The sequence below is a fragment of the Halpernia sp. GG3 genome, assembly GCF_052976925.2.
On the sequence record NZ_JBRIIR020000017.1, the window covers coordinates 428,608 to 450,807 of the forward strand.

Here is a 22,200-nt window from a genome sequence, read left to right on the forward strand (position 1 = left end):
GGGTTGAAATTTTTAGTTATTCAAATAACTTATTGATTATTAATTTGTCTTCTTTTTAATCTTTTATTTATTCTTTTCTGTTTTTTAGTTAATATACTACACACAGAGTAAGCAGTTCCGTAATATCTGTAACAGACGAATTTATTTTCTTTAATAAAATCTTGAAACAAACTATCTATTTTTATAATTTTATCAATTCCGTAGATAAATTTATCAATAATCTTTGCTTCAGGAACAGCCTGCTGAATACTTGGTGTCCAATAGGTTTTTAATTGATAATTATTATTAATATTTGATTCGATTTGAAATAAATCCCCATCAAAACCAGAAGTCCAGCCTACAATTTGTTCGTAAGTTGCTATGCCTGAAATTTTATAATATTTCATTAGATTCAAAATTGAATTGATCTGATTTTGGTCTAAATTAATATTTTCACGAAGAAATTCGTTGTTCTTTTCTGTATTTTGGATTGCGAATATTACTTTGCCTTGTAAATCATTTCCTGACTTTCTAATTTCAATACAATTGGTTGTGTTCCAAAATCTAATTACATCTTGACCCTTCGTCTTTTGTATATTTTCGAGTGCAAAAAAAGTTAATTGATTATGAAGCGATTCATAGTAAATTTTTCCTCTATCCGATGAGAAATCAATGCCGTTATTTGGTTGCTGACTGATTCCGATTTTAAAAAATAAAAATAAAAGGATTATCAAAAATTTTCTCATTTGATTTAAAATTCATTTTTTATTGAGAAACTTCTTTTACGCAAAAATTGCAGCCCGACTTGAGTGGAAATCCTTTTTGCTATTGCGAATAAATAAATGTTCAACGGATTGCTTCACTTCGATCGCAATGACAAAAAGATTGGGAACGGAAGGCGGAAAAGCTGCCATAAAAACAATTAGAAATTGCTTTCGACATAGTCAAATGTCTGCCCAAAAAAACCCCCAAATATTATTTTCCGCCCGCTGGAAGATTTTCTTTTAAAAACTTCGTGTAAGTTGAAGACAAATGTGCGCCCGTTCCTTCACCTTCAGAAATTGCATGCGTTCTGTTTGGGTAAATCATTAATTGAAAGGTTTTATCATATTTAATTAGCTGATTGATCATTTGCTCTGCGTTGTTATAATGCACGTTATCATCGCCAGTTCCGTGGATTAACAATAAATTTCCCTGTAAGTTTTTAGCATGCGCCAAAGGTGAATTATCTACAAAATAATGCTTGTCTTCTGGCAATAATCCCATGTAACGTTCTTGGTAAATATTGTCGTAATTCAATTGGTTATCTACTGCTGCAATGGAAATTCCTGTTTTATAAATCTCAGGATATTGCATCATTAAATTTAAAGTGGAAGAACCGCCGCCGCTCCAACCCCAGACTGCAACGCGGTTTGCGTCAACATAAGGCCATTTAATAATTTCTTTCGCCGCCAAAGCCTGATCTTTAATATTGATATTTCCAATGCTGTGATAAATTGATTTTCTCCATTCTCTGCCTTTTGGCGAAGGTGAACCGCGACCATCTACAGAAATATAAATGTAGCCGTCATCTGCCATACTTCCGTTATAAAGTCTATTAAAACCCGTGCCGAAACGATCAACTACAGTTTGCGACGCCGGCTCACCATAAACGTAAAATACAACAGGATATTTTTTTGCAGGATCAAAGTTGGTAGGTTTTACCATCCATCCGTCCATTTCAATTCCCTCAGAAGTTTTTACTTTAAAGAATTCTACTTTCGGTATTTTAATACTTGCAGCTCTTGGATTAATTTCGCCGCCACTTAAAAGTTTATGATTTGGCAAAGAAACAACGTCTTTCAAAGGAAACATATTTGCATTAGAATAGTTATGAAAGGCTAATTTTCCATTTGGTGAAATATCATAATTATGTGAACCACTTTCATTTGAAGGGGTTAACCGTGTTGCTTTTCCACCATTTAAAGGCACTTCGTACAAATAAGTTTGGGTGGCATTATCTGGGGAAGCCATGAAATAAACGGTTTTAGATTTTTCATCTACGCTGTTTAATTCAATAACATCGTAATTTCCAGGCGTTAATAATGTTTCTTTTCCGTCTAAACCAATCGCATAAATGTGTCTCCAGCCATCTTTTTGACTAAGCCAAATAAATTTTTTACCACCATCGATCCAGTTCCAGCCAGTTGCTTCTTCTTTTGCGTCTATCCACGCTTTGTCGGTTTCAGAATAAATTGCTTTCGCAGAATTTTCTGCAACGTTAACTAACATTACTTTGCTTTCATTCTGTCTTCTGTTTAATTGTTGTAAAATCAATTGTGAAGAATTATTGGCCCATTCCATTCTTGGGATATAATGTTGAACGGCATCTCCGGGAACATTCATCCAGGTCGTTTTGGCAGTTGCTAAATCTACGACGCCAATTTTACAAGAACTTGGATCTTCACCAACTACAGGATATTCTACAGGAACGGTGAAAGGATATAATTCATCCGTTGTATTGAGCATCAAATAATTTTTAATTTTTTGCGCGTCAATTTGCCAATAAGCGATAGACTTACTGTCCGGTGACCATCTGAAGCCGTCTCTACAATCTAATTCTTCTTCATAAACCCAGTCAAAAGTCCCGTTAATTAAGCGTAAAGTGCCGTCATTTGTTAAGGCTTTAGTTTCACCGCTTGCTAAATCTTCCACATAAATATTGTGTTCACTTACGTAAGCCACTTTTTTTCCATCTGGTGAAAATTTAGCAAACATCAAAGAAGATTCCGGTTTGTCTTTCCCGATCTGCTTTAAAGTTTTTGTTTTAATGTCATAAACCCAAGAATCGCCGCGTGTATCGTAACGCCAAACTTTTTTTGTATTTGTAGCGATCAAGACTTTTTGATTGTCTTCTGAAAAAGCAAAACGAACCAGATCTAAAGGTGATTTTCCTTTTGGGGTCAACATTTCTTTGGAAATTACAGTTGTAGATTTGGATTCATCCGTGGCGTTTTTAGAAACGATTTCGCCATTTTCAACCTCCATTATATTATTCCCATCTAAGGACCAGTAGGTTCCCTTTCCCCATTGGGCAAAAGAAAATTGGCTAAAGCCAATGATTATTAAAAGTAAAAATTTTTGCTTAAAAGTATTTTTCATAGTTAAAATTGTTCGATTACGTTTAAAATTTTAAGAGCACTAAAGTTAGTAAATGTTTTCAAATACGCCTGTAAAATGGGAATTAAAATAAAAAATCTATGAAAATTGATTCATAGATTTTAAATGTGTTGTGAATCAAAAACTCACAAAATTATTTTAAATATTAGGAAAGTAATTGCTTAACCATCAAAGAAATACTTTTCCCGTCAGATTTTCCTGCTAAAGATTTACTTGCAATTCCAATCACTTTTCCCAAATCTTTAATACTTTCTGCGCCAGTTTCAGTAATGATTTTTTTAATTTCTGCCTCCAGTTCTTCAGGACTTAATTGTTGAGGTAAATATTGCTCAATAATTTTACTTTGAGCGGTTTCCACTTCTGCCAAATCTGTGCGGTTTTGCGCCATAAATTGGTCATAAGAATCTTTTCGTTGTTTTACCATTTTTTGCAAAATAGTTACCACTTGTTCATCAGAAACTTCGGCACCTTTTGCTTCAGTTTTTAATAATAAAATTTGAGATTTCACTGCACGTAACGCATCTAAAGCCACCTTGTCTTTGGCGCGCATGGCATCTTTTATGGCGTCACTAATTGTAATTTCTAAACTCATAATATTTAATCTACGTCTTTATTCAAAAATCTATTTTCCCGAACTTCCATTCTGCCATTGTCATCTTTAAGATAAGTTTGGATATTTTGCTCAGAATGATTTTGATGATCTAAAACAATGTTTTTACGTCTAAAAGCCGGAACTGTTTCAAATTGTAATTGATTATCAACTGTTTGGTAGCGCGAATTGAATTCGTTTAATTTATTTCTGCGATCGTTCACCTTCACTTTATCAGATGGAACGTCAACAAAAGTAAACTGACTTTCACCAAAAGAACTGGATTTTGGTTCTTCTTTTTCAAGTTCAGTTTCTGTTGAAATTTCTGGTGTTTTTTCTTCTTCAACTAAAGTTTCAGTTTTAAAAGTATCGACTTTATTTTCAACTGGTTTTTCCTCTGGGATAAACTTTTCTGCAATGGGTTCATGCATGGTATAATCTTCAACGACAGTTTCATTAAGCATAAAATTAAATTCTACAGCATCAGATTTTATTTCTTTTTTTATTGGTTGTTCCACTTCAAAAGTAAGAGATTCCGCCTCAAGGTCTTCCTCTGAAACTTCATCATCAAATGAAAAAAGATTGTATTGGTTTTCCATACTTTGATCTTCTTTTTCCCACATTTCAACTGGTTTTTCGACTACTTCACTTAAAGTAGTTGCTTTTACCGACTCAGCGATTTTTTTTTGAAATTTATTTTCTGGTGTTTGAGGTGTAAAACCTTCATCATCATCCAAGCTCATAATTTTTTTATCTAAAGGAAATCCACTAGAAAAATCATTTTCATTGGCATTAATATTTTGATTTTTGCTGGAACTTCTGCCGTCCAAAGAATATTTTACAGTTTCTGTAACGCCCGAATGTTTTGCATATTCTTTCGCAAACCCAGTGGCAATAACCAATACAGAAATTGCATCACCTAACTCTTCATCAGTTCCGACACCGAAAATAATATCTGCAGTATCGCCCGCTTCTTTTTGAATATAATCATTAATAATTCCGATTTCATCCATAGTTGCTTCTTCAGAACCACTTCGGATCAAAAGAAGGACGTTTTTAGCACCTGTGATTTTATTGTCATTTAATAGTGGGGAATCTAGGGCTTTTTTCACAGCATCTTCGGCTTTGTTTTCACCAGATGCAACACCTGTTGACATTAATGCCGTTCCACTATTTTGAAGCACAGATTTAGCGTCACGAAAATCGATATTGACATCAAAATAGCCTGTAATTACTTCTGCCATTCCTTTTGCAGCGTTGGTTAAAACTTCATCCGCTTTGGAAAAACCTGATTTAAAACCAAGATTTCCATATTGCTGGCGCAGTTTATCATTGTTAATGACAATTAAAGAGTCTACATTATTACGTAGTTTTTCTAAACCGATATCGGCTTGATCTAAACGTCTTTTTCCTTCAAAACTAAACGGAACAGTAACGATTCCAATGGTTAAAATACCCATTTCTTTGGCCACTTTAGCAATAACGGGGGCTGCACCAGTTCCCGTTCCACCGCCCATTCCGGCAGTGATGAAAACCATTTTTGTGCCTTGCCCAAGCGCGGCTTTTATTTCGTCAATACTTTCAATCGCGGCTTTTTCACCAACTTCTGGATCTGCACCTGCGCCTAAACCTTCAGTTATAGCAAGCCCCAATTGCACTTTATTCGCAACAGGATTATTATCTAAAGTTTGAGAATCAGTATTGCAGATGATGAAATCTACACCGTGAATTCCGCGTTCGTACATGTGTCTCAACGCATTATTTCCACCGCCGCCGACGCCGATTACTTTTATGATTGAAGAATTTCCTTTGGGTAAATCAAATGAAAATCCAGTGCTATTGTTTGTGTGTTCCATATTATAATTGATTTTTTAAAGATATTATTTTTATTTGATGAATGTTAAATGATTTCGCACCACTTATCCACATCAACTCTTTCTATTCTACTTCTTCAAAGAATTTTTTCACCTTATTTAAAATGGCTTCCCCAAAAGTAGGACGTGCTTTTTTCTCAATTATACGCTGTTCTGTGCGAACTTCTTCTGAAATTTGTGGTTCAATTTTGTTTTCTGTCGCAACTATTTTAGCTTCTACCTGTTTCTGAAGTTCAACTTCATAGGGTTTTTTATCCCAAATTTTTAAACTTTCCATTAGTAAACCAATTGAAGTAGCGTATTCTGGGCCTTTTAATTGTTGGTTTTTATCATTCGCCACATATTCATTTGCAAAACCAATTCTGCTGTCTAAACCTGTTGTGTAGTTTGCTAATTGTCTTAAGTGACGCAAGTTTGAGCCGCCGCCAGTTAGAACAATTCCGGCAATTAATTTTTTCTTTTGTTCAAAAGCGCCGTACGCTTTTAATTCAGTATTTACCATTTCCAAAATTTCTTCTACTCTCGCATTCACGATTTGTGCCAAAGTTTTAAGGGAAATTTCTTTGTCATTCCTCCCGTGTAAACCGGGAATTGTTACAAACGTACTGTCTTTTTCTAATTCAGGAACAGCCGAACCGAATTTTACTTTTAACTGTTCTGCATGCTTTTCTATAATAGAGCAACCTTCTTTAATATCATCGGTAATGATACCACCGCCGTAAGGAATTACGCAAGTGTGGCGGATAATATTATCTTTAAATATTGCAATATCAGTTGTTCCACCGCCAATATCAACGATGGCAACGCCGGCTTCTTTTTCTTCCTTTGTTAAAACCGCTTCAGACGAAGCCAAGGGTTCTAAAGTCAAGGCTTCCATTTCCAAGCCTGCTTCACGAACGCATCTTGCGATATTTCGGATAGATCCCATTTGCCCAACGACTACGTGAAAATTTGCTTCTAATCTTTTGCCATGCATTCCGACAGGTTCTTGAATTTCACCTTCAGAATCCACTTTATAATCTTGCGGTAAAACATGAATAATTTCTTCACCAGGAAGCATTACCAATTTTTTTACCTGATCTTTTAATTTCTCAATATCATCTTCTGTAATATATTCTTCTGGATGTTCCCGCATAATATAGTCGGAATGCTGCAAAGAACGGATGTGCTTGCCCGCAATTCCCACGGTTACTTTATGGATTTTTACACCAGCGCTGTTTTGTGCTTGTTCCACAGCAGATTTAATAGAACTGATGGTTTGCGAAATATTGTTCACAATTCCTTTATGCACGCCGAGACTTTTTGCTTTTCCGACACCCAGAATTTCGATTTTTCCGTGCACATTTCTTCGTCCGACAATGGTCACGATTTTTGTAGTCCCAATGTCAAGCCCTACTGAATATTCGTTATTTTCCATTTATAATATTAATTTGATTTTATTCTATTTTAATTTTTGTTTTGGTCGTCTTTGTCCCTTCGTTTTTCTTTGTAAATACCTTCATTTTCTTTACTGGTAAAGAAGCTTTAGCTTTCTCTTTTTTAATAGAAGTAGAGACCTTCGTTTTTTGTTTGTGCTTTTCTGCTTTCTTTATTTTAGGCTTTTCTGCGGATCTTAAAACTGTTTTTTTCTTTGAAACTAAAGACCATTTTTCCACTATGACGGGGATTTTTGCAAAGTCTTGATAATTGGCCTTTAGAATGCTATCGTTTCCTTTAAAATGAGGATTAAGCGTTGTCACTATTTGATTGTCGTATTTTAAAGAAATCTGACTATACTTCTCTGGATCCTGATCAACTAAAAATTTTGTAACAAATGCTTTAAATCCTTTTACTTTAAAATCAATTTTATTTAAATCCCCCAATTCAACACTGTAGAAACCTTCACTTGTGAGTAGTCTGTAACTGTCTTTATTTTTTGAAACCCCAATGAAGAATTTTTTACTAAAATCATCGCTATTAATTTTAGAAATTAAATCACCTAATTTCAAATATTCTGTCTTTTTTACCTCACCCGTGACCAACATACATGGATGCGAGTAGTTTTTAGACAATGGAAATTCTACACCTTTCTCATCCACATAAAAATCTTTTTCACCATTGATAATTCTAAAAATGGGTACTCTTTGTTTAATGTCCAAATTTAAATTCCCATTTAAATTCAAATAAACATTTGCACTATCAACTGCAGGCAATTGATTGAGTTTTTTTTCTAAAAGTGGAATATTCAGATTACCAATTGTAAATCCTGGATTTTCTTTTTTTACTAAATCTTTTACTTCTTTTTCATCCACAAAATAAACCGGCGAAGTAGAGTTCATTTTAACTGAAATCTTCTCTAAGGGCGCTTTGCTAAAACGGGTCAAAGAGAAACTCAGCAGAAATCCGAAGATGACAACTGTGAGAAAGATTTTCAATATTCTAAACTTGTTTTTCATTTATTCTTTTTCTTTTTTGAACGCAGAGTTCGCAAGAGTTTTCTTATTTCTTTAAAAATATTTAGTTTCGCAGAGACGCTTCGATTAGAAGAGTTAAAGTGTTTTTTAATTTTTTATAAATCGTTTACGATTCTTTTAATTTCGTCTTTAAATAATGTTGAATTAAAATTTAACAATAATCCTAATTTTTTATGCACTTTTAAACCTGCATCAATAATGATTCCTGAGATTTCAGTTTCAAACATTTACTATATTTTATATTATAATTTTCTCTGCTTCGTGAAACACCTATGCAAGCCTCTTTATTCATCTAATAAAATTTATCTCTGTGCAATCTGCGTTTCAGTAAGCCAATTAATTATTGGGTCGCTTAATGTGTCAATGTTTCCGGCGCCAACGGTTAATAATATATCAAACTCTTTTGTTTTAATTTTGTTAAAAGCTTCTTCTAAAGTTGAAACTTCCTTCGGTTTTAAATTTATTTTAGCTAATAACCATTTTGAATTTACGCCTTCGAAATTTTCCTGTAATTCTCTCGCGGGATAAATATCCAAAAGAATCAATTCATCTGCAGCTTCCAAACTTTTAGCAAAACCATCTGCAAAATCACGGGTTCTGCTAAATAAGTGTGGCTGAAAAACAACCAATAATTTTCGATCGGGATAAAACGTTTTAATACTTCCAATTACTGCGTCTAATTCAGTTGGGTGGTGTGCGTAATCATCAATATAGTTTTTGCCATTTTCAAAGAAAAACTTTGTATATCTGCGTTTTATGCCTTTAAAACTTCTAATTCCTTTTTTAATGGTTTCAAAATCAACGCCTTTTTCATGTAAAATTGCAATTGCGGAAGTTGCATTTTCTACATTATGAATACCTGGAATTTCCCAAACAAAATTCTTAACAGATTCATTTTCAGTATGAAAATCGAAATAAATTAAATCGTCTATCATTCTAAGATTATCAGAATAAAAATCAGCTACTTCATTGACCGCATAAGATCTTGCACCGCGTCCAATTTCAATTCCTTTGCGAACAAATAGCTGATTGTCAGTAGTGACTAACGCAGCAAAATCCCTGAAACTTTTTTCAATGGTTTCTTTATCACCATAAATATCCAAATGGTCTGCGTCTATCGAAGTAATAACCGCCCAATCTGGCTTTAAATTCATGAAAGAACGGTCATATTCGTCCGCTTCAACCACTGAAATTTCATTCCCATTAAAGATAAAATTAGATTTAAAATTTTCTGCAATTCCGCCGAGAAATCCTGAAAACGGTAAATTAGCTTCTTTGCAAAGATGTGCGACTAATGAAGAAGTGGTCGTTTTCCCGTGGGTTCCGGCAATTGCGATGCATTCCGTATGATCGGTAATCATTCCTAAGACACGTGCGCGTTTGTAAATTGTAAAATTTAACTCTGTGAAGAAATCTAATAATTCTAATTTTTTAATCGCTGGTGTATAAATGACGAGCGTATTTTCTTTGGTTAATTTTAAAAGATCATCAGTTACTTTGTCTTCAAAATTGATTTTGATTCCTTCAGAAATTAGGGCAGATGTCAATTTTGTCTCAGTTTTATCATAACCCAAAACTTTTCCACCGATAGAATGGAAATATCTTGCAAGTGCACTCATGCCAATGCCGCCGATGCCCACGAAATAAAAATTCTGATAAGAACTGAAATGATTCATTTAATTATTTATTATTTTAAAAATTTCGGTTACTATTTCTTCAGTTGCATTCGGTTTTGCAAGATCTTTTAAGTTTTCACTCATCATTTTGCGAAGATTTTCATCTTCACAGATTTCCATTAAAGTTGGCCAAAACTTGTCTTTCATTTCTGAATCCTTTACCATTCTTGCGGCATTTTTTTCAACTAATATCAAAGCGTTTTTAGTTTGATGATCTTCAGCTGCGGTTGGAAGTGGCACTAAAAGAAGTGGTTTCTTAGCAATTGCCAATTCAGAAATCGCAATTGCGCCGGCGCGGGAAACAATAACATCGGCAGCGGAATAATACAAAGCCATATCTGAAATAAATTCTTTTATAATGACCTGATTATCGGATGTTGATTTTTTGTTTTTCTCATCTTGATTCTTGATTCTTGATTCTTGAATCTCGTCAAATTCAGTTTTTCCAGTTTGCCAGATCAACTGATAACCAGTCTCTTTTAAATTTACTAAGTTGTCTTTCCAACCATTATTTAAAGTTCGTGAACCCAAAGATCCGCCTACAGAAAGTATGGTTAAAGTATCTGGATTTAGACCTAATTTCTCTTTTGCTAATTTATTATCAATCAAATTTCTAACAATGCTTTCACGCATTGGATTTCCAAGATAAAAAGTTTGACTTTTCGGAAAGAATTTTTCCATCTTTGGATACGCGGTAAAAACTGCTTTTGCATTTTTTGCCAAAAACTGATTGCTTTTTCCGGGCAGTGAGTTTTGTTCCTGTATAAAAGTTTCTACACCTAACTTTGACGCTATATATAAGGCGGGCGCGCTCGCAAAACCACCTGTCCCGATGGCAAAATCGGGTTTAAATTCTTTAATGATTTTTTTTACGCTAAGTAAACTCACAATAACTTTATAAGGCAGTGAAATGTTTTTTATTTTATTTCCACGGTCAAATCCAGCAATATTTAAACCTTCAATTTTAAATCCGGCTTGCGGCACTTTTTCCATTTCCATTTTATTTTGAGCCCCAATAAATAAAAATTCTGAGTCGGGAAATCTTTTTTGGATTTCCTGCGCAATAGCAATTGCCGGGAAAATATGTCCGCCGGTTCCGCCACCACTCATTAGAATTTTAAATTTTTTAGCCACTTTTTTAAAATGTTTTTATTTAAGCAATATCATTTATTTCTTCAATATTCTGTTTTTTGCCCATTCCTTCCTCGTCGTAAATCTGTATTCTAGAACTCACATTTAAAATAATCCCCAACTGAAAATAAGTCACTAACATTGAAGTTCCACCATAACTGATTAAAGCCAGAGGTTGACCAGTAACAGGAATTAAATTGACGGCAACGGCAATATTCACCGCAACTTGTACAAAAATCATTACGCCGATAGAAAGCACGAGCAATGACCCGAAAAACGCAGGCATTTTACTGGCAATTATTACGATTCTGATGAACATAATGAGATAAAGTGAGATTAAAAAAATGGCGCCAATTAAACCATATTCTTCAACAACAATTGCAAATATAAAATCAGAAACGGATTGCGGCAAAGTTGTTTTTAGTGCGCTTTTTCCCGGTCCCATTCCTGTTATTCCGCCGTGAACTATGGCGGCTTTGGCTTGCATCACCTGATAATTTTTTGCCTTTAAAGCCTCATCGTCAATGTCAGCAGATTTTTTAGAACTTGTAAATGTTTCAACGCGGCTCATCCAAGTATGAACACGGTTTCCGCCCATTAAATTAGTGTTTAGGGCAATAGTAATAAATAAAATTACTGCAACAATTGCAGTAGAAATAAATCCGGTGATGTATTTCCAATTAAGTTGTCCGATTATTAGGACTGCAATAGAAACCAATAAAATCATTAAAGCTGTAGAGCCGTTATCTTTCGCAACCAAACCAAAAACGATTAAAACTGGTCCAAAAATGTAAAGGACATTTTCTATTGGTAATCTTTCTCTAGTTATTTTTTTGGTTAAATATCTGCAGAGATAAATGATTAGCGTTAAATATGCAAACGACGAGGGCTGAAAAGAAATTGGTGTTCCAGGGATTTTTAACCAGCGTGAAGCAGACGCACCATCAATGGTTTGTCCTGTAAAAATTGTCAAAATCAATAGTATGATTGTGACACCTAAAAGCAAACTGCTTAATTTTCCAATATGTTCATATTTGATGGTTCCAACGCCGCGCATAATAAACAAACCGACAACCACAAACACCATGTGTTTAATGACATGGCTGGTCGTGGTTCCGTTATTTACAATATACTGTAAATTAGAACTTGCAGAATAAACGGGGAAAATTGAGAGCACAGAAATCACAATAATGACTATCCAAAGGACTTTGTCGCCTTTAAGATATTCGATTTTGTTTTCTGTAGTTTTGTTTTCCATTTATATTTTAGATGATTTTTTAATTGTGGTTTTTTAAAACTTCTTGTTTAAATTGGTTGCCACGGTCTTCATAATTTTTAAATAAATCAAAACTTGCGCAACATGGTGACAATAAAACTGCATCGCCATATTCTGCGAGAGATCTCGAGACTTTTAGAGCTTCTTCCATACTTGAAGTACTGTAAATAAGTTCTTTTTTATCTTTAAAAAAATCGATGATTTTATGATTGTCAATACCTAAGCAGACAATCGCTTTTACTTTTCTTTTAACTAAATCTTCAACTTCTGTGTAATCATTGCCTTTGTCGGTGCCGCCCAAAATCCAAACTGTAGGCTTCGTCATACTTTCTAAAGCATAATATGCGGCGTTTACGTTGGTTGCTTTGCTGTCATTAATAAAAGTAACGCCATCAATTTCTGCCACATTTTCTAGCCGATGTTCCACTGCCTGAAAAGTCATCAAAGAATTTCGGATATTTTCATTGCTGATATGCAAAATTTTACTGGCAATGGAAGCCGCCAAACTGTTTGCAATATTGTGATTTCCAACTAAGGACAGGTCTTCAATTCTCATTGAAAAAGATTCCGTCAGTTGTACTATAATATTTCCGTATTCAATAAAACCACCTTCCTCTAATTTTTCCTTTAATGAGAACGCGATTTTATTTACTTTTAAATCCAATTGTTTAAGCAACTTCTGGCTCATTTCATCATCTTTATTGTAGATGAAATAATTATCATTTTCTTGGTTTTCGGCTATTTTAAATTTAGCCAAAGCATATTCTTCGTAATTATAATTATATTGATCCAGATGATCAGGGCTTAAATTTAAAAGCAAAGAAATGTACGGTCTGAAGTTTTGAACATCATCTAACTGAAAACTGCTCACTTCTAAAACATAATAGTCGAAATTTTCTTCTGATACTTGTTTGGCGAAACTTGTCCCGATATTACCACCTAAACCTACATTAAGTTTAGCCTCTTTTAAAATGTGATAAATTAAAGAAGTCGTCGTCGTTTTTCCGTTACTTCCAGTGATTGCGATAATTTTTGCATTTGTAAATGCGGAAGCAAATTCGATTTCAGAAGACAACCTTATATTTTTTGCCTTGATTTTTGAAATGATTTCCGCTTTTTTAGGAATTCCAGGACTTTTTATAATCCAATCTGCAGCTAAAATTTTATCCTCAGAATGTTTACCTTCTTCAAAATCAATATCATTATCAATTAATAATTGTTTGTAGTTTTCCAAAATCTCACCCTTGTCTGAAAGAAAGACTTCCAAACCTTGAGCTTTTGCGAGCAAAGCTGCACCGAAACCACTTTCGCCGCCGCCCAGAACTACAATTTTCATTTTTTTATCTTCCAAAATATTATCTAACTTTCAACGTGATTAAACATATAATTGCGAGCATAACACCAATGATTATCATCCGATTAACTATTTTACTTTCATGATAACCTTCTTTTTGATAATGGTGGTGAAGGGGCGACATTTTAAATAATCTGTTATTTTGCGCGTATTCTAAACCAAATTTTTTCTTTCTGTATTTAAATACCGTGACTTGAAGTATCACTGATATATTTTCAATTAAAAATATACCGCAGAGAATTGGAATTAACAGTTCTTTTCTTAAAATAATCGCTAAAACTGCAATGACCCCTCCGAGCATTAAACTTCCCGTATCACCCATGAAAACTTGCGCGGGATAAGTATTGTACCAAAAAAAACCGATGACTGCACCAACAAGAGCGAGTGCAAAAATGGTGGTTTCCCCCATATTTGGCAGAAACATAATGTTGAGATAATCCGCGAAAATAATATTACCGGAAACGTAGGCGAAAAATGCCAAAGTAAGCAGTATGACGACGCTTGTTCCCGAAGCAAGACCATCAATTCCATCTGTAATATTTGCGCCATTTGAAACTGCTGTGACGATGAAAATCACAATCGGAATAAAAACCAACCAAGACCATTTTGCGGCGTCTTGTGGTGACATCCAAAATAGTAATCCGCTATAATCAAATTCGTTATTTTTAGTAAATGGAACCGTGGAAACGATGGCTTTCTCAGCTTTTTGAAAATTTTGTTCTACGTTATTTCTATTAATAATCATCGTATCGGCATATTTTCTTTTAACCGTAATGTCTGGATGGAAATACATGGTAATACCAATTATTAATCCTAATCCAACTTGGCCAATTACTTTAAATTTTCCGCTTAAACCATCTTTATTTTTCTTTACTTTTTTTAGATAATCATCTATAAAGCCAATGACGCCCATCCAGATAACTGATACGATAAGCAAAACAATATAAATATTAAATATTCTGGTAAATAGAAACACGGGAATTAAGGTCGCAATAATGATAATTAGTCCGCCCATTGTTGGCGTGCCTTCTTTTTGTTTTTGTCCGTCAAGGCCTAAGTCTCGAACCATTTCGCCCATTTGTTTTTTTCGCAAATAGTTGATGATTTTTTTACCATAAACCATAGCAATTAGTAAAGATAAAAGCACGGAAAATGCCGCTCTAAAAGAGATATATCTTAAAAGATTTAGACCTGGAATGTAAATTCCATGGTTGGTGAGATATTCGTAGAGATAGTACAGCATAGTTCTTTGTTTTATTTACCCATTACTTGTAGCAATTCTGCAATAATTTCTTTGTCATCAAAGTGATATTTCACGCCATTTATTTCCTGATAATTTTCGTGTCCTTTTCCGGCAACTAAAATGATATCTTTTGGCTCTGCAAATTTTATGGCAGATTTAATCGCATCTTTTCGGTCTGGAATGCTCAAAAACTTATTATAATTTTCGGGTTTTACGCCGGCTTCAATTTCTTTAATGATTTCCTGCGGATTTTCCGTTCTTGGATTGTCAGAAGTAATAATTGCTAAGGTTGATTTTGCTGCGGCAACTGCGCCCATTTCTGGTCTTTTAGTTTTATCTCTATTGCCACCGCAACCGAAAACACAAATCAGTCTTTCGTTTTTCGTGCGGATTTCGTTGATGCTGTCTAAAATGTTTTCCAAAGCATCAGGCGTGTGCGCGTAATCTACAATAAAGAAAATTCCGCTCGGTGATTTTATGGTTTCAAATCTTCCCTTCACTCTTTTAAGTTGAGAAATTGCGGTCAAAATTTCACTCTCTTCAAAACCACATTCTGAAGCAATTGCAAAAACTAATAACAAATTATAAACATTAAACTTCCCAGTAATCGTAGTCCAAATTTCTTTGTTGTTGAAGTTCATCAACATACCATTGAAGTCCGCTTCCAATAATTTTCCGTGGAAATCTGCCATCGTTTTCATGGCGTAAGATTTTTTCTTCGCTAATGTATTTTGCAACATCACATTTCCGTTTTTGTCGTCCATATTTGTAATTGCAACCGCGGAAGAAGATAATTCATCGAAAAATCTTTTCTTGGTATTTAAATATTCCAAAAAAGTATGGTGATAATCTAAATGATCGTGCGTAATATTGGTGAAACCTGCAATTTTAAAATGTAAACCTTCAATTCTGTCCTGATGGATTCCGTGAGAAGAAACTTCCATAAAAGCATATTCACAGCCAGTTTCCAAGGCTTTTGCTAAAATTTTATTTATGGTTAAAACATCTGGCGTTGTATGAGTTGATGGAATAATTTCTTCGCCAATTCTATATTCTACCGTAGAAATTAATGCTGAAGAGTATCCTAAAATTTTAAAGACATCAAATAATAAAGTCGCGACGGAAGTTTTTCCGTTTGTTCCTGTAATGCCAATTAATTTCAATTTTTCGGAAGGATTTCTGTAAAAATTTGAGGCTAATTTGCCTAAAGTTTTAGATGTATTTAGCACTTTAACGTAAGTGCTGTTCTCTAAGATAGTTGAAGGAAAATCTTCACAAACAATAACTGAGCTTCCTTTTTCAACCGCAGAATTTATAAAATCATGACCGTGAGAAACAGTTCCTTTTAAAGCAACATAAAGAGAATCTTTGACGGCTTTTCGGCTGTCAAAAACAATTTCCGAAACTTCACGGTTTATATCTCCGTGAATTTCTAACGTTGGGATTTTGTTTAAAAGATCTTTTAGTTGCATATGATAATTTCGTTCTTTTTCGTTTTTTTTAATTCTGTAAACTCAGATATATTCTCTGATTCTTTTTTAGCGCGCTACCTTCCAAAGGAAACTGTTCTTTAATTTTTCCTACACCTTTAAAATTGACACTGTATCCTAAATTCTCAAGTTGCGGAATAATATTTTTACCGATTAACCCCGTCACATTCGGCATTTTATTGGAATCAATTATAACTTTAACGGGATTATGAACCATTTTACTGAAATCAACTTTTTTGTCAGTCAATAAATCTTTTTCAATATTTAAAGGCGTTTTAAGAAAAGTTTTCCCGGCAATTTCTTTAAAAACTGGCGCCGAAACTGCAGCACCAAAAAAGCCAATTGATGTATCTGGTTGATTCACCATAACAACGCACGTGTATTTAGGATTATCGGACGGATAAAACCCCATAAAAGAGGCTTGGTATTTAAAAGGGCCTGGTTTCCAATATTCAAATCTTGCGGTTCCTGTTTTCCCCGCGATTCTTAAATTGGGCGTATAAATACTTTTTGCAGTTCCTTTTTCTACAGCTTTTGTAAGCGCAAATGTCATTTCCGCAATTGCTTTGTCAGACGCCATTTTCTTTACCATTATTTCTGGTTTTGCAGCAAATAATTCTTGTCCATCTTTAATTATTTTATCAATAAAAAGCGGTTTTAGCATAACTCCCTTATTTGCAATTCCATTATAAAAAGTGGCCATTTGCAGCAAACTAAATCTTGAAGAATAACCATATGCCAAAGAAGCCAAAGTCGCTTTGTTCCAGCGTTTATTTTCTGGTGTTACAATGATTGGCGTAACGATTCCTGGAAGTTCGATGTCCATTTTATCAAACATTTTCCATTTTCTTAAATGATCTAAAAAAACTTCAGGTTTATCACGATAAGCACCAGTAATTAGTTTTGCGGCACCAACGTTACTTGAATGTGCTAAAACATCGCTCACATCGTAATTTCCGCTTCCGTGGTCGGTAATTTTTTGTCCTTCATAAGTCCAAGAAGTTGAAGTTTGAACTCTTGTGTTTTCATCAATTAAACCATCGTCCATCGCGGCTAAAAGGGAAACAGTTTTAAATGTAGAGCCCGGTTCTGTAGCATCTTTGATAATATAATTATAGGCATCGGCATAAATTCCCGGTTCAGTGCGCCGAAGATTTACCATTGCTTTTACTTTGCCGGTTTTTACTTCCATTACCACGACGCAACCGTGATCTGCATTAAATTTAATAAGTTGTTTCTCTAACGCAGAATGTGCAATATCCTGAATTCTTAAATCTAAAGTGGTGTAAACATCTTGTCCATCAACTGGCTCCTGAACTTTCCAGTAATCAATTGGTTTCCATTGGCTTGAATTAATTCTTTGCTCTAGTCTTTTACCATCAGTTCCAGTCAAATATTTAGAAAAAGCACCTTCTAAACCAGAAGAATATTTGCCATTATCCATGCCGATTGTCCCCGCACCAATTTCTGTAGTCGCAAGTTCTCTTTTAAAATTTCTGTCTACAATAAAACCACCTTTATTTTTGCCTTTATTAAAGATAGGAAAGTTACGAAGCCGGTCATATTCGTCGAAATCTAAACCTTTAATCAGTTGATAGTATTGATTTTTTGCTTTTTTCTGCTCGTCAAATTTTGCTCTAAAATAATTTCTTGGTTTGCCAAACATGGCGCTAAGGGAATCTGATAAAGCAGAAATATTATTCTTATAAATCGTATCGCGCATGGTTCTAAAATCTAAAAAAATATCGTATCGCATAACTGTTGTCGCTAAAATAGAACCGTCTGACGCGTAAAGATTTCCACGAGCGGCTGGAAGTGTGGCCTCGCGGTAGTTTTTATTGATATAATCATCCTGAATTTCTTCAACATTCGTGTTTTGTAAAATTGCAATTCTCGCAATAAAAACAACAAACACTACCAATGCAACAAGTGCGAAAAGGTAGCCCCATCGCAATGCTTTTTTTCGTTTTATGTCATATTCATTTTGCTTTTGCATCTGGTCGGTCTAATTTTATAAGTAATTTATGTGGATGATTTTCGAGCGTTAATAAAGAATCCTGAACCATCTCTTTTCCCAATTCCGATTCTAATTTTACTTTTATCAATTTACTTTGTGCGAAAGCATTTCTTGATTTGTATTCTTCAGTTTGCTCCTTTAAGGCATTTACTTGTTCAATTTTGGTGCTTACCAAATGATTGGTGTAAATCATAATCATCATAAGGACAAAAATCAATAGAAAATATTTGTAATGAATTTTTACTTCATCGCGGTTGAGGAAATTACCTTTTATAATGTCTATAAAAGTGAGCTTCTTTTGAGATTTGTATGTTGGTTTTTTTACCAATTTTCCTAATTTTTTATGCCAGTACGCAGTTTTGCACTTCGTGCCCGGGAATTATCGTCAATTTCGGTATCCGTAGGAATAGTCGCTTTTGTTTGTAATAAGGTAAATGTTTTCGAAAAATTGCCGTAAATATCCCGCGGTTGTTCACCTTCAAACATGCCGTTTTTTAAAAATCGCTTTACCAAACGATCTTCCAGCGAATGGTAAGAAATAACGACCAATCTACCTTCTGGTTTCAAAACTCTGTAAGATTGCTCCAGCATTTCTTTTAATGCTTCTAATTCCTGATTTACTTCTATCCGAATTGCCTGAAAAACCTGCGCAAAGAATTTATTTTTTTTCGGTGGCGGGATGTAATGAAAAATATCTTTTAATTCTTGCGTTGTTTTTATGGGTTTTATGAGTCTTTGCTGTACAATTCCGTGTGCTATTTTCCTTGAATCTCGCAATTCACCATATTGATAAAATATATCGGCAAGCTGTTCTTCTTCATATTTATTAACGATTTTTTTGGCATCCAAATGCTGTTTTACATTCATTCGCATGTCCAGAGGTGCATCACTTCTGGTAGAAAATCCACGCGTGGCTTCGTCAAACTGATGAGAAGAAACGCCTAAATCTGCCAAAATCCCATCCACGGAAGAAATCCCATAAGCCAACAATGAATTTTCTAAAAATCTAAAATTTTGATTGATTAAGATAAAACGTTCATCGTCAATCGTGTTTTTTAACGCATCTAAATCTTGATCAAAACTAAAAAGCCTGCCTTTCGGCGATAATTTTTTTAAAATTTCGCGTGAATGTCCACCACCACCGAACGTCACATCTATATAAATGCCATCTGGATTGGTGATTAAATCTTCTACACTTTTGTGTAGTAAAACTGGATTATGATACATTTTCGTCTAAATTTAATGTTCCCATTACCTCTTCTGCCAAAGCCGCAAAATCAATATCACTGCTGTAAATTACTTTTTCGTAGGATTCTTTATCCCAAATTTCAAATAGCTCACCTGCGCTTGTAATTACAATTTCTTTGGTCAAATTTGCAAATAGAGTGAGGTCTTTGGAAATCTGTAATCTTCCCGCCGTATCAAATTCAACCATCTTTACACCTGCTGTAAAAAGGCGAATAAAGTCGGCATTTTTCTTTATAAATCTATTTAGCCCATTTATTTTGAGCATTACTTTTTCCCATGCATTCGGCGGATAAACTTCCAAACAAGCCTGAAAAACAGAGCGTTTAACAATGAATGTACCATCGGTGAAAGTACCCATTTGCTTCACTAAAGAAGATGGTACTTTTAGGCGACCTTTGTCGTCTATTTTACATTCGTATGTTCCGATGAATTGATTCATTTGGGACAAATTTATAAAATATTTCCATATTCTCCCACTTTTTCCCACTTTTTGACTTAATGTGGATAAATAATTACGGAAAGTGCGGTTTTACTTTAAATATTTGATTTAAAACATTTTAACTACTAAACATTTTTTCTAAACTTTTGGAAATTTTTAATATTTTTACCTAATATTCGATTGCAGCATCAAAGCCAAAAAATAATTATAAATTGATGTTAAATTTGTATTTTTGCCACGCTCAGAAAGACGTTTATGATATTTAAAATTAAAAAAGAAAAAAAGTTCGATTTCATTCAGGAAGGAGAAGGGCAGCCCTTGGTCTTATTGCATGGATTAATGGGCGGTCTAAGTAATTTTACCAATATGGTAGATTTTTTTTCCAAAAAAGGGTTTGAGGTATTTGTTCCTGTTTTACCGATATATGATTTACCTGTTTTAAATACGAATTTGACGAGCATTGCAAAATTTGTAGCAAGGTTTATTGATGAAGAAATAAGAGAGCCTGTCACCATTATTGGAAACTCAATGGGTGGTCATGTAGGATTAATTTTAACCACCACAAGACCCGATTTAGTGAAAAATTTAGTTTTAACAGGAAGCTCAGGCTTATATGAAAGAACTTTCGGCGACAGTTTCCCGAGAAAAAGTGATAAAACCTACATTAAGAAAAAAACACAGGAAGTTTTTTATAATCCAGATATCGCAACAGAGCAGTTAGTTGATGAGGTTTTCACTTTGGTAAATGATCGTATGAAAGGTATAAAGACCGTGATGCTTGCAAGAAGTGCCATCAAACATAATATGTTGAATGATCTGCCCAATATTAAATGTCCAGTTTGTATTATTTGGGGAAAACAGGATAATGTAACTCCGCCAGAAGTTGCGATTGATATGCACAAATTTATACCAAATTCAGATTTGTTTTGGATTGATGAATGCGGTCACGCCGCAATGATGGAAAAACCAGAAGAATTTAATGAGATTCTTTATAAATGGATAGAAAATAAATAAAAACAATGGAGGAACTAAAACCTCCATTTTTAGTATGGTAATAAAAACAGCAGAATTTTTAAAGAGCAGCAGCAGATGGCAAGATTGTCCTGAACCAAATCTTCCTGAATACGCTTTTATCGGACGTTCTAATGTGGGAAAATCGTCGCTCATTAATGCAATGATGAATCACAAGGATTTAGCAAAAACCTCACAGACACCTGGAAAAACGCAACTTATTAATCATTTCTTGGTAAATGAAAATTGGCTTTTGACAGATCTACCTGGTTTTGGATATGCGCGCGTTTCAAAATCAATGCGAAAAGATTTTGAAAAGATTATCACTAATTATATCCTAAACAGAACTAACCTCGTTAATTTATTTGTCTTAATAGACACTCGGCTGGCACCGCAAAAAATTGATTTGGAATTTATGGAATGGTGTGGCGAAAGTGGCATTCCGTTCAGTATTGCTTTTACAAAAGCAGATAAATTAAAACCTGGCGCGGCAGATAGAAATGTAGCAGTTTACAGAGAAGAGCTTTTAAAAACCTGGGAAGAAGTGCCTGAAATGTTTGTGACTTCTGCAGAAAAAAAATTCGGCGGTGATCTAATTTTAGATTTCATTCGAACAACAAATGAAATGTTAAATAAAAATAACATTAAATTCTCATGACCGATATAGTTTGGAAAGTCAAAAGTTTTTCGGAATTATTTGCTGACGAGATTTATAAGATTTTAAATATTCGGCAGGAGGTTTTCGTGGTTGAACAGAAGTGCTATTATTTAGACGCTGATAATTATGATGAAAAAGCAATTCATCTTTGGGCCGAAAAAAATGGCGAGATTATCGCCTATCTTCGGATTTTTAAAGAAAATATAAAGTATCCGGAAGCAAGCATTGGCCGTGTCTTGACTGCAAAATCCGTGCGTGGTGAAAGTTTAGGTAAAACTTTAGTTGCTTTTAGTTTGCAAATTATATCTAATCAGCTTCGTTCCAAATCATGTCGTATTTCTGCACAAGATTATCTAATTAAATTTTATTCTGATTTCGGCTTCGTTGATACCGGTAAAAAATATTTAGAAGATGATATTCCGCACACAGAAATGATTTTGGAAATCGATAAATAAGAGTTTTCTCCAAATTCTTTATAATTCTAGTTTTACGAAATACTTGCAGCCCGATTTGAGAGACCTATCATAAATGATTCCTCGCTTTGGGAATGAAGGATGGATAAAGCTGCCCAGATCTAAAAGAAAATAAATTTGATAAAATTAT

At 34.2% G+C, this 22,200-nt stretch carries 20 protein-coding genes; 3 read left to right on the forward strand and 17 right to left on the reverse strand.

The window, feature by feature from the left end:
- Positions 1-29: 29 nt before the first annotated feature.
- The 17 genes from ACVBED_RS11440 to mraZ all read right to left on the reverse strand — a co-directional run bounded on the left by ACVBED_RS11440 (position 30) and on the right by mraZ (position 19,928).
- On the reverse strand, positions 30-725 hold the full coding sequence (locus tag ACVBED_RS11440) for a hypothetical protein (protein WP_447120403.1): 696 nt from the start codon (positions 723-725) through the stop codon (positions 30-32).
- A gap of 229 nt (positions 726-954) precedes the next feature.
- The gene (locus tag ACVBED_RS11445; protein ID WP_447120404.1) at positions 955-3,120 is read right to left on the reverse strand and encodes a S9 family peptidase; all 2,166 of its coding nucleotides are present in this window, start codon (positions 3,118-3,120) and stop codon (positions 955-957) included.
- Positions 3,121-3,283: 163 nt separating this feature from the next.
- Positions 3,284-3,730, reverse strand: coding sequence for a GatB/YqeY domain-containing protein (locus ACVBED_RS11450; protein ID WP_447120405.1), 447 nt, complete (start codon positions 3,728-3,730; stop codon positions 3,284-3,286).
- Between the two features lie 5 nt (positions 3,731-3,735).
- Positions 3,736-5,583 (reverse strand): cell division protein FtsZ, encoded by a 1,848-nt coding sequence (ftsZ, locus tag ACVBED_RS11455; RefSeq protein WP_447120406.1) that lies wholly within the window; start codon positions 5,581-5,583, stop codon positions 3,736-3,738.
- A gap of 82 nt (positions 5,584-5,665) precedes the next feature.
- The gene (ftsA, locus tag ACVBED_RS11460) at positions 5,666-7,018 is read right to left on the reverse strand and encodes a cell division protein FtsA (protein WP_447120407.1); all 1,353 of its coding nucleotides are present in this window, start codon (positions 7,016-7,018) and stop codon (positions 5,666-5,668) included.
- 19 nt (positions 7,019-7,037) lie between these two features.
- Positions 7,038-8,036 (reverse strand): cell division protein FtsQ/DivIB, encoded by a 999-nt coding sequence (locus tag ACVBED_RS11465; RefSeq protein WP_473095023.1) that lies wholly within the window; start codon positions 8,034-8,036, stop codon positions 7,038-7,040.
- A gap of 113 nt (positions 8,037-8,149) precedes the next feature.
- The gene (locus ACVBED_RS11470; protein ID WP_447120409.1) at positions 8,150-8,281 is read right to left on the reverse strand and encodes a hypothetical protein; all 132 of its coding nucleotides are present in this window, start codon (positions 8,279-8,281) and stop codon (positions 8,150-8,152) included.
- Between the two features lie 75 nt (positions 8,282-8,356).
- Entirely contained in the window at positions 8,357-9,730 is a 1,374-nt protein-coding gene (murC, locus tag ACVBED_RS11475) for a UDP-N-acetylmuramate--L-alanine ligase (protein WP_447120410.1), read from the reverse strand.
- Positions 9,731-10,840, reverse strand: coding sequence for an undecaprenyldiphospho-muramoylpentapeptide beta-N-acetylglucosaminyltransferase (gene murG / locus ACVBED_RS11480; protein ID WP_447120617.1), 1,110 nt, complete (start codon positions 10,838-10,840; stop codon positions 9,731-9,733). It lies immediately after the preceding gene.
- 43 nt (positions 10,841-10,883) lie between these two features.
- A complete protein-coding gene (locus ACVBED_RS11485; RefSeq protein WP_447120411.1) occupies positions 10,884-12,119 on the reverse strand; it encodes an FtsW/RodA/SpoVE family cell cycle protein in 1,236 nt (411 codons plus the stop codon).
- Positions 12,120-12,138: 19 nt separating this feature from the next.
- Positions 12,139-13,473 carry a UDP-N-acetylmuramoyl-L-alanine--D-glutamate ligase gene (murD, locus tag ACVBED_RS11490; protein WP_447120412.1) on the reverse strand — a complete coding sequence of 445 codons (1,335 nt, stop codon included), beginning with the start codon at positions 13,471-13,473 and terminating at the stop codon, positions 12,139-12,141.
- A 19-nt stretch (positions 13,474-13,492) separates the two neighbouring features.
- On the reverse strand, positions 13,493-14,734 hold the full coding sequence (mraY, locus tag ACVBED_RS11495; protein WP_447120413.1) for a phospho-N-acetylmuramoyl-pentapeptide-transferase: 1,242 nt from the start codon (positions 14,732-14,734) through the stop codon (positions 13,493-13,495).
- An 11-nt stretch (positions 14,735-14,745) separates the two neighbouring features.
- On the reverse strand, positions 14,746-16,206 hold the full coding sequence (locus tag ACVBED_RS11500) for a UDP-N-acetylmuramoyl-L-alanyl-D-glutamate--2,6-diaminopimelate ligase (protein WP_473095024.1): 1,461 nt from the start codon (positions 16,204-16,206) through the stop codon (positions 14,746-14,748).
- Positions 16,207-16,234: 28 nt separating this feature from the next.
- Positions 16,235-18,220 (reverse strand): penicillin-binding transpeptidase domain-containing protein, encoded by a 1,986-nt coding sequence (locus ACVBED_RS11505; protein ID WP_447120414.1) that lies wholly within the window; start codon positions 18,218-18,220, stop codon positions 16,235-16,237.
- Positions 18,204-18,569 carry an FtsL-like putative cell division protein gene (locus tag ACVBED_RS11510; RefSeq protein ID WP_447120415.1) on the reverse strand — a complete coding sequence of 122 codons (366 nt, stop codon included), beginning with the start codon at positions 18,567-18,569 and terminating at the stop codon, positions 18,204-18,206. Before ACVBED_RS11510 ends, ACVBED_RS11505 begins: the two co-directional genes overlap by 17 nt.
- A 5-nt stretch (positions 18,570-18,574) precedes the next feature.
- Complete coding sequence (gene rsmH, locus ACVBED_RS11515) at positions 18,575-19,468, reverse strand: 16S rRNA (cytosine(1402)-N(4))-methyltransferase RsmH (RefSeq protein WP_447120416.1); 894 nt, start codon at positions 19,466-19,468, stop codon at positions 18,575-18,577.
- Positions 19,458-19,928, reverse strand: coding sequence for a division/cell wall cluster transcriptional repressor MraZ (gene mraZ / locus ACVBED_RS11520; protein WP_447120417.1), 471 nt, complete (start codon positions 19,926-19,928; stop codon positions 19,458-19,460). The genes rsmH and mraZ overlap by 11 nt, the downstream gene beginning before the upstream one ends.
- Positions 19,929-20,183: 255 nt before the next feature.
- Between mraZ and ACVBED_RS11525 the strand changes: the two genes are divergently transcribed.
- The 3 genes from ACVBED_RS11525 to ACVBED_RS11535 are packed head-to-tail and all read left to right on the forward strand — an operon-like array spanning position 20,184 to position 22,052.
- Positions 20,184-20,942 (forward strand): alpha/beta fold hydrolase, encoded by a 759-nt coding sequence (locus ACVBED_RS11525; protein ID WP_473095025.1) that lies wholly within the window; start codon positions 20,184-20,186, stop codon positions 20,940-20,942.
- Between the two features lie 34 nt (positions 20,943-20,976).
- Positions 20,977-21,597, forward strand: coding sequence for a ribosome biogenesis GTP-binding protein YihA/YsxC (yihA, locus tag ACVBED_RS11530; RefSeq protein WP_447120418.1), 621 nt, complete (start codon positions 20,977-20,979; stop codon positions 21,595-21,597).
- The gene (locus ACVBED_RS11535; RefSeq protein WP_447120419.1) at positions 21,594-22,052 is read left to right on the forward strand and encodes a GNAT family N-acetyltransferase; all 459 of its coding nucleotides are present in this window, start codon (positions 21,594-21,596) and stop codon (positions 22,050-22,052) included. The genes yihA and ACVBED_RS11535 overlap by 4 nt, the downstream gene beginning before the upstream one ends.
- The last annotated feature ends 148 nt before the right edge of the window (positions 22,053-22,200 follow it).

Excerpts from the sequence above, each read along its gene's own strand:
- ACVBED_RS11440 (WP_447120403.1), bottom strand. The coding sequence starts at position 725 with ATGAGAAAATTTTTGATAATCCTTTTATTTTTATTTTTTAAAATCGGA.
- ACVBED_RS11445 (WP_447120404.1), bottom strand. The coding sequence starts at position 3,120 with ATGAAAAATACTTTTAAGCAAAAATTTTTACTTTTAATAATCATTGGC.
- ACVBED_RS11450 (WP_447120405.1), bottom strand. The coding sequence starts at position 3,730 with ATGAGTTTAGAAATTACAATTAGTGACGCCATAAAAGATGCCATGCGC.
- ftsZ (WP_447120406.1), bottom strand. The coding sequence starts at position 5,583 with ATGGAACACACAAACAATAGCACTGGATTTTCATTTGATTTACCCAAA.
- ftsA (WP_447120407.1), bottom strand. The coding sequence starts at position 7,018 with ATGGAAAATAACGAATATTCAGTAGGGCTTGACATTGGGACTACAAAA.
- ACVBED_RS11465 (WP_473095023.1), bottom strand. The coding sequence starts at position 8,036 with ATGAAAAACAAGTTTAGAATATTGAAAATCTTTCTCACAGTTGTCATC.
- ACVBED_RS11470 (WP_447120409.1), bottom strand. The coding sequence starts at position 8,281 with ATGTTTGAAACTGAAATCTCAGGAATCATTATTGATGCAGGTTTAAAA.
- murC (WP_447120410.1), bottom strand. The coding sequence starts at position 9,730 with ATGAATCATTTCAGTTCTTATCAGAATTTTTATTTCGTGGGCATCGGC.
- murG (WP_447120617.1), bottom strand. The coding sequence starts at position 10,840 with ATGAGTGGTGGCGGAACCGGCGGACATATTTTCCCGGCAATTGCTATT.
- ACVBED_RS11485 (WP_447120411.1), bottom strand. The coding sequence starts at position 12,119 with ATGGAAAACAAAACTACAGAAAACAAAATCGAATATCTTAAAGGCGAC.
- murD (WP_447120412.1), bottom strand. The coding sequence starts at position 13,473 with ATGAAAATTGTAGTTCTGGGCGGCGGCGAAAGTGGTTTCGGTGCAGCT.
- mraY (WP_447120413.1), bottom strand. The coding sequence starts at position 14,734 with ATGCTGTACTATCTCTACGAATATCTCACCAACCATGGAATTTACATT.
- ACVBED_RS11500 (WP_473095024.1), bottom strand. The coding sequence starts at position 16,206 with ATGCAACTAAAAGATCTTTTAAACAAAATCCCAACGTTAGAAATTCAC.
- ACVBED_RS11505 (WP_447120414.1), bottom strand. The coding sequence starts at position 18,220 with ATGCAAAAGCAAAATGAATATGACATAAAACGAAAAAAAGCATTGCGA.
- rsmH (WP_447120416.1), bottom strand. The coding sequence starts at position 19,468 with ATGTATCATAATCCAGTTTTACTACACAAAAGTGTAGAAGATTTAATC.
- mraZ (WP_447120417.1), bottom strand. The coding sequence starts at position 19,928 with ATGAATCAATTCATCGGAACATACGAATGTAAAATAGACGACAAAGGT.
- ACVBED_RS11525 (WP_473095025.1), top strand. The coding sequence starts at position 20,184 with ATGATATTTAAAATTAAAAAAGAAAAAAAGTTCGATTTCATTCAGGAA.
- yihA (WP_447120418.1), top strand. The coding sequence starts at position 20,977 with ATGGTAATAAAAACAGCAGAATTTTTAAAGAGCAGCAGCAGATGGCAA.
- ACVBED_RS11535 (WP_447120419.1), top strand. The coding sequence starts at position 21,594 with ATGACCGATATAGTTTGGAAAGTCAAAAGTTTTTCGGAATTATTTGCT.